The sequence below is a fragment of the aff. Roholtiella sp. LEGE 12411 genome, from assembly GCF_015206995.1.
Taxonomy (GTDB): Bacteria; Cyanobacteriota; Cyanobacteriia; order Cyanobacteriales; family Nostocaceae; genus Komarekiella.
This window is the reverse complement of record NZ_JADEXR010000233.1, coordinates 1-6722: the sequence shown is the minus strand read 5'-3', so window position 1 is coordinate 6722 and position 6722 is coordinate 1. Positions and strand designations below refer to the sequence as shown.

The 6722-nt window shown below is 43.2% G+C and carries 6 protein-coding genes and 1 tRNA gene; 1 reads left to right on the top strand and 6 read right to left on the bottom strand.

What is annotated here, in order from left to right; genetic code table 11:
* The first annotated feature begins 879 nt into the window (after nucleotides 1-879).
* Nucleotides 880-1716, top strand: coding sequence for a hypothetical protein (locus IQ246_RS28255; RefSeq protein WP_194006601.1), 837 nt, complete (start codon nucleotides 880-882; stop codon nucleotides 1714-1716).
* Between the two features lie 78 nt (nucleotides 1717-1794).
* Here IQ246_RS28255 and IQ246_RS28250 read toward each other — a convergent pair whose 3' ends face one another.
* The 6 genes from IQ246_RS28250 to IQ246_RS28225 form a co-directional block, all read right to left on the bottom strand.
* Nucleotides 1795-3123 carry an ABC transporter substrate-binding protein gene (locus IQ246_RS28250; RefSeq protein WP_194006600.1) on the bottom strand — a complete coding sequence of 443 codons (1329 nt, stop codon included), beginning with the start codon at nucleotides 3121-3123 and terminating at the stop codon, nucleotides 1795-1797.
* 112 nt (nucleotides 3124-3235) lie between these two features.
* Nucleotides 3236-3385, bottom strand: a complete 150-nt coding sequence (locus tag IQ246_RS28245; protein ID WP_194006599.1) for a hypothetical protein — start codon at nucleotides 3383-3385, stop codon at nucleotides 3236-3238.
* Between the two features lie 43 nt (nucleotides 3386-3428).
* Nucleotides 3429-3520: transfer RNA gene (locus IQ246_RS28240), tRNA-Ser, on the bottom strand.
* A 192-nt stretch (nucleotides 3521-3712) separates the two neighbouring features.
* Nucleotides 3713-4645 carry a 15-cis-phytoene synthase CrtB gene (crtB, locus tag IQ246_RS28235; protein ID WP_194006598.1) on the bottom strand — a complete coding sequence of 311 codons (933 nt, stop codon included), beginning with the start codon at nucleotides 4643-4645 and terminating at the stop codon, nucleotides 3713-3715.
* Nucleotides 4629-6104, bottom strand: coding sequence for a 15-cis-phytoene desaturase (gene pds, locus IQ246_RS28230; RefSeq protein WP_194006597.1), 1476 nt, complete (start codon nucleotides 6102-6104; stop codon nucleotides 4629-4631). Before pds ends, crtB begins: the two co-directional genes overlap by 17 nt.
* 524 nt (nucleotides 6105-6628) lie before the next feature.
* Nucleotides 6629-6722: transposase (locus IQ246_RS28225; protein WP_194006460.1), on the bottom strand; the 94-nt coding region annotated here is incomplete at its 5' end.

Below are 6722 nucleotides of genomic sequence, written 5' to 3'. Positions count from 1 at the left end.
TTATACCGATATTACCACCAGGACATTGCTGACCAATCCCAGTCTGAGAGCTTTTATTAACAAATAGTTACTAGTAATATTTCGCTAGATAAAGAAAAATACAGCACAATTTGATTGAGTAAATTACTCAATATTTAAGCATGTTTTCACTTCTGTCCTCAAAAGTCCACTGAAATTGCCGGACGCTTGATCTAACAATTCGCAATTAAATTACAAATGGTTTGCTCGTATTGCATATTGTGTCAATAAGAGGCATGGGGCAGAGAGCAGGGGAGAAACCCCATCTATAAAAACGATAGGATATTTTTTTATTTGGAAGTCCCTTATTTCTTGCCTCTGTGTTCTCTGCGCCTCTGCGGTTAGATAAATTACTTGAAACCCCAGAGACACAGCGAAAAGTCGGAGCGTTGGTTTCCGGCGCTCTGAACTTTTTAAGACACAGAGCGCTGAGAAAAAACAATCTTATTTTACGAATCACCTTGAAAGGGCTAGGTTAGGACTTACGCACTGTACAAATCTCAAACAATCGCCAATTAGGTATTAAAAACAAACTTAGAGATTTTGTAACTGTTGAAGATGGGAATATGTACAGCTACCATAGTGAATGATTACGGAATCTCCTAATTACCTTATTAATAAATAAAACCTTTGGGTTCGAGTATAAAAAATATAATATACTACAGAATTACGATAATTTTGTCATCTATCAAATGCAGGATATAGTGTTTATTTTTTTGCTGGCAAATCTTAAATTTATTAAGTTAAATTCAGCATGTAAAAATATATTTTTTGGTGTTAAATTTTGAATATTGCCCGAATTTGTTGACTTCAAGCAACAGACCCTTGATTTTTTGTGGCAATATTCTTTTAGGAGTGAACGTGAATACTATTTTTCGTAAAGGTGTTTTTTGGTTGCCAAGTTTAGCTGCGATCGCATTCTTAGGTAACGGCTTATCAGCAGTTGCTGAAACAGCGGATATAGTGAGCAGTCAGCCCTTAACCGATTCTGCAACTATAATGTCTCCCAACCAGTTAAATGTTGAACCAGAGACTAACAGCCAAGATTTTTCTACACAGACAACCAAAAAATCTTCAATAACTAATCTTCCTCAAGTGCAGCTGTTTCCCAACGCTACTACACATGAAACCGCCAGTAGAATACTTACACCCGTTCCAGGGACAGTAACAACTACATCTGTAGCACTTACTTCCGAGTATGTAGAACCTATTTCTCAACCAACTTCTCAATCATCTGCTCCCAGAGTGGCGCAATCAAATATTGATATAGGTAGGCCTACTCGTGGTGGTAGAAGCTATATAGGTGTTGCTGGCAACATTGGTATCAGTGGTGGTACATCATCTTTGGGCGATGGTAACTTCGCGGTCATCAGCAAAGTTGGTTTGACAAATGCTATATCAGTACGACCGTCGGCGGTGTTTGGCAACAATACTACAGTTCTAATTCCTATCACCTACGACTTTTCCTTGCAGCAAGCTGATCCATTTAGCGAACCGTTAGCGATCGCGCCTTATGTAGGAGTAGGTGCAGCTCTTCAAACTGGTGATAACTCGGAAGTTGCCGTTTTAGTAACCGGTGGTATTGATCTGCCACTAAATCCCCAATTTACAGCAACGGCTGCTGTGAATGCCGGATTTTTCGATGAAACTGATATCGGTTTGTTATTAGGAGTTGGTTACAACTTCACTGGCTTTTAATTAAATTAGTTAAAAGAAGAAGGCAAAAGAGAACAATTCTTTTGCCTTTTTACTATTTACTTATGACTTTCTTGACCCTTATTTGGGTGTAATTTTGTCAATTGCCTTGATTTTGCCATCATCTCCTACTGTCCAGACATCGTAAACACCGATGACATCACCATTAGCATCAACATCTACATTACCGCTGGCTCCTTGGTAATTAATATCTTTACCCTCTTTAAGCAACTTTAGTCCCTCGCAGACATCAGTAACTTCTGTACCAGGAGCATTGGAAACTTCACGTATTTTATTGGAGATACCAACACCTGTATTTTGCTTAGCTGCTTGGGCTGCTAGCACTAACAAAGCAGAAGCATCCCAAGCCTGGGGAGCAAATTCTCCTGGTGAACCACCCCTCTTGGATTGCCAGAGTTTTCTAAAAGCTTCTAATGCTTTACCATCAGAACCAGGTACTGTGCCAATTACTCCACTAGCAATGTATTTACCATCACTGCCTTTGCCAACTTGACCAGGAAATTCGTCTGACTTCATGCCATCTGTTAGCATGACCTGCACCCCTTTAGTCAGACCTTGCTGATATGCTGACTTTAGCAGTAGGCTACCTGTTTCTACGTAAAAAACGCCCAGAACTGCATCTGGTTTACCAGCAAAAGCAGCAGTAGCTTCAGTTTCAAAAGTAGTCGCTTTGGGGTCGTAGCGGACAGGATTACTTTTATTAACTACAGTTCCCCCCAATTTTTCAAAAGCTTGGACAAATGCTTTCTCAAACCCCACGCCATAGTCGTTGTTAATGACGACAGTGGAGACTCGCTTGTAACCTCTTTTTTTGGCGAGTTCGGCTAAAGCTGGCCCTTGGTAGCTATCTGGCGGAACAGTACGCGCCCAAAAGCCTTTGAAGTCACCTTTTTGCGCCTTTTCGGTAAATACAGGGCTGGTGCTACCAGGTGAAATCAGCATGACTTTATTTTGAGCAGCAATTGAGACAGCAGCTGTGGAAACACTGCTAGCAAAGGAGCCAACAACACCCCCAACTCTATCTACAGTTGACAGTTTAGTCATCCCAGCAGCACCTGCTTTAGGGTCTGTTTGGTCGTCTATAGCAACAAGGCTAACTGGTTGACCATTCACACCACCGCAAGTGTTAACGGTTTCAACTAATAAGGGAACAGAAAGTGCCATTTGCTGTCCGATTGATGCCAAATCACCCGTTGTTGGGAGTAGGGAACCGATTTTCAGTCCTTGGGTACTACTGCTTGTGGTGGTTGAGTTTGCGGCTGGAGTAGCATTACCTCCATTGTTGGCTGTGTTATTGGTGGTACTAGGATTATCACAAGCCCCCAGGAGAAACCCAGTTGCTAGGGTACTTAAGCTTAAAGCTAAAGCAGCACTAAATTTTCTTTGCATAAATTACTTTCACTCCTCTAAAATAGTCAGGAACCTGAAAGTAAGACTCAAACTAGATTTTTAGCTTAGCTTGATCTAAACAGACTCCAAAGGATAAATAATATCATCCCCTTCAGGGAGTAGAAGTATTTACCACTAGATTAGGATTTTTATAAGCGGCGGGAAACTCCAACCCAATAGTGGGTGTCGTCGGAAAAATGCCGCGCCGCTTGGGGTATTGGTTATTCTTCCCCATGCATAAAAACCACACCCATAAAGGCATGGTTTTAAATTTGTAATTTCACGCATGTATTGAGTTTGAAAAACGGAGAGGGAGGGATTCGAACCCTCGGTACGGAGTTGCCTGCCGTACAACAGATTAGCAATCTGCCGCTTTCGACCACTCAGCCACCTCTCCTCGGTCACGATTATTGATGTTATCAGATTTTTAGTAATAAGTCAATAGTCATTTGTCATCTGCAATTTTTCAGTTAGTGATGGGTGACGCTCAAGAGCGTCTCTACCGCTGCGTACCCTACGGGAATCGAGCTTCCCCGTAAGAGTACAGGAATTGATTGACTGCGCTGGCTTATAGGCTCACAAAGGACAATTAAAGTACTTGCGATCGCAGCCAAGCTACGGGCAAAGAACGCAACTTTCGCCATTGGGGCACGTAGGCACGTCGAGTAAAAACATCATAATCGTTGCGTTCAATTACGTTTAAAATTCCACTGTAATGCATTAGAGCTGCCCATACAGGCCAACGGGCATCAGAAGAAAGGTAAGTTATTCCTCTTTCTGCCTTGGTATAAAACTGTCGTGCTCGTGTAATTTGAAAGCGCATTAAAGAGCGCCAACGTTCATCTACTACACCTTTGAACAAATCTTGTTCGGTGTAGTTAAATCGTGCTAAATCTTCTAGAGGAATATAAATTCGTCCACGCCGCGCATCCTCTCCGACATCTCTGAGGATATTGGTTAATTGCTTGGCAATTCCTAAAGCTATTTCTTCTTCAGTGGGAATATATGGCTGTTGTTCACAGTTCCAGGGAGTTAGATTTTTGCTATTGTCCAACCCCATAACTGATGTTGACATCAAGCCTACAGTGCCAGCAACACGGTAACAGTAAAGGTATAACTCTTCAAATGTTTCATAGCGACTGCGATATAAGTCCATACGCTGACCAGCAATCATATCTCGAAAGGGCTGGATATCCATCGGGAAGCGTTGGGTGGTATCTACCAAAGCTACATCGAAATTATCCAATGGGTGTCCAGCAAAAATTGATTCTAGCTGCTGCTCCCATAAGTCTAGGGTTTCTGGTGTAGTAATGGCAGATGCAGGGCCATCCACCAGTTCATCTAAACGGCGACACCAAGCGTAAATTGCCCAAATAGCGGGACGCTTATCTTCGCTCAGGAGCAAAGTACTGAGGTAAAAAGTCGTCGAATACTTGGCTATGAGGTGACGACAAATTTTGTAGGACTCGTCTACAGAGACCAGCGTTTTCATGCGCGCTTTGGAATCAGGCAGTTGCAGCATTCGTTGCAGGCGGTCGGGTTAGCGTTTGCAGGCTGGAAGAATTTGCCGCTGGGTTGGCTTGGGCTTCAGCGTAGACGTCTTGAGGGCGGCTTCTCGAAGAGATCGCCTGCGCTGTCAGCTTACCAGAAAGTACGGCACCTTCCATACTTCCTAAGTAGCGTTGCATGGTGTAACTTCCTGCCAAAAAGAAGTTGGCAATGGGTGTAATTTGTGCAGGGCGGTATTGTTGACGGCCAGGAGTAGCTTTGTAAACTGAACGTGGTGTTTTCACCACATGATATTTCAACAATTTTGCTGGATTGTTTCCCCCAAAGTGGTCTGGGAAAAGTTTTTCCAGTTCGGCAATTGTTGCGGCAATAATTTCCTCGTCAGATTTGCTAATCCAATCTTTCGCTGGCGCTAGAACTAGTTCTAACATTGAGCGATGAGGGTTAGCGTACTCGCGGCAAGTATTGCTCATATCAGCATAAACGCTGAGAAGAGGCGATCGCGAAAACAGCAATTGGTCAATCTCTGTAAGTTTGCGGTCAAACCACAGATGCAAGTTTATCACTGGCACGCCTTCTAAGCCATCCAGCTTTTGGAAGTATTCTATTTGTTTCCAAGGCTTAGGTAAAATCGCTTTCAGGACATCTACGGACATTGCCGAAACGTATAAATCCGCAGTTTCAATATAATCTTGTGCCCCATTCAACCCCCGCATGACAAAATGCTTCACTGTGCCATCATCATTCAGCACGATTTCTTTGAGAGGCGCATTCAGGCGAACTTCACCACCGCCTTCTGTGATGTAATCTACAATGGGGCTGCATAGCCGTTCTGTAGGGGAACCATCTAAGAATGCAATTTTGGAGCCATATCGTTCTTGCAAAAAGCGATTTAGTGCAGTTAAGAGGATTGTTGCAGAAACTTCATCAGGATTGATAAAGGTAAGCGCCTTACATGCAGCAATAAAAACGTCACTTGTTACCCGTTCGCCAACACCTTGTCTTTCCAACCACTCCAAGAAGCTGTATTTGTCCATATCCTCAACATACTTCTGACCTCGAACCACTGCTGGAAGTAGGCCAATGGCGAATCGAATCTTCTGCTCCCAAGTCAACATGTCTTTGTTGCGAAGAATCGATGCAATCACGTTGAAAGGAGATGGAATATCTGGAACATCAAAACGTGAGAGTGTCCCTGGTTTCTCCGGTTGATTGAAAATCAGCGTATGCTCTTTCCACTGGAGTCGATCTTCAATGTTCAACTCCTTGAGCAACTGGAGCATATTGGGATATGCCCCAAAAAAGGCGTGTAACCCAGTTTCGTACCAGTCGCCGTCAGAGTCTTTCCACGCCGCGACAAGACCGCCCAATACGTCCCGGCTTTCCAAGACAATGGGGGTGTGACCTGCGTCCGTGAGATATTTCGCGCAGGAAAGTCCTGCTAGTCCCGCTCCCGCGATCGCTACTCGCATTTAAACCTAATTTCTACATCGTTTTGCCGTTCTCATTATACGTTGCAATCCGTTACATCTAGTAGGTTTTGTGCGATCTCTTCCCCAAAAAACTTTCGCTAAAGGGAATTTTACCTACATGCACCTGCCAAGGCAAATTGCTAATACCATTGTTGGCAATAGGTTTGCAGCTTGCTTGTTCTCATACAGATTTACGTGTTGCAGATACAAAAAAATAAAAGTAACTCTTTAACTCGACTTGATCCAAAATTAAGAACTTAGTTTCCTTTATCCGGCAAAAACCCTGGCTTTTGGCAAATACTTTTTCCACATCTCATAGATTATCGATGAAGTTCAAAAAGTGAAAATACTGTATGAAAAACTCCACCCCCTTGTGGGTGGAGTTTTTGGGCATGGGGAATTGGGGCCCCCTCTGGGGATTAGGGGCGAAGGGGCAATGGGGCATGGTGGTATGTTTAATTATTTTTGATTAGAAAAAGTTTGGTACGGCTTGACCGAAAAAATGGGATTCAAGCCCCGTCCTTCTAGGACGGCTTTTCTTGATTTCTAATATATTCTTTAAGAACTTCTAGCGGCGCACCCCCTGCCGAAATAGCAAAATAACTCGGACTCCACAAA

What these genes read in the sequence shown, in the direction of transcription:
- IQ246_RS28250 (WP_194006600.1), bottom strand. Translation starts at nt 3,123, where the DNA reads ATGCAAAGAAAATTTAGTGCTGCTTTAGCTTTAAGCTTAAGTACCCTA.
- IQ246_RS28245 (WP_194006599.1), bottom strand. Translation starts at nt 3,385, where the DNA reads ATGCCTTTATGGGTGTGGTTTTTATGCATGGGGAAGAATAACCAATAC.
- crtB (WP_194006598.1), bottom strand. Translation starts at nt 4,645, where the DNA reads ATGCTGCAACTGCCTGATTCCAAAGCGCGCATGAAAACGCTGGTCTCT.
- pds (WP_194006597.1), bottom strand. Translation starts at nt 6,104, where the DNA reads ATGCGAGTAGCGATCGCGGGAGCGGGACTAGCAGGACTTTCCTGCGCG.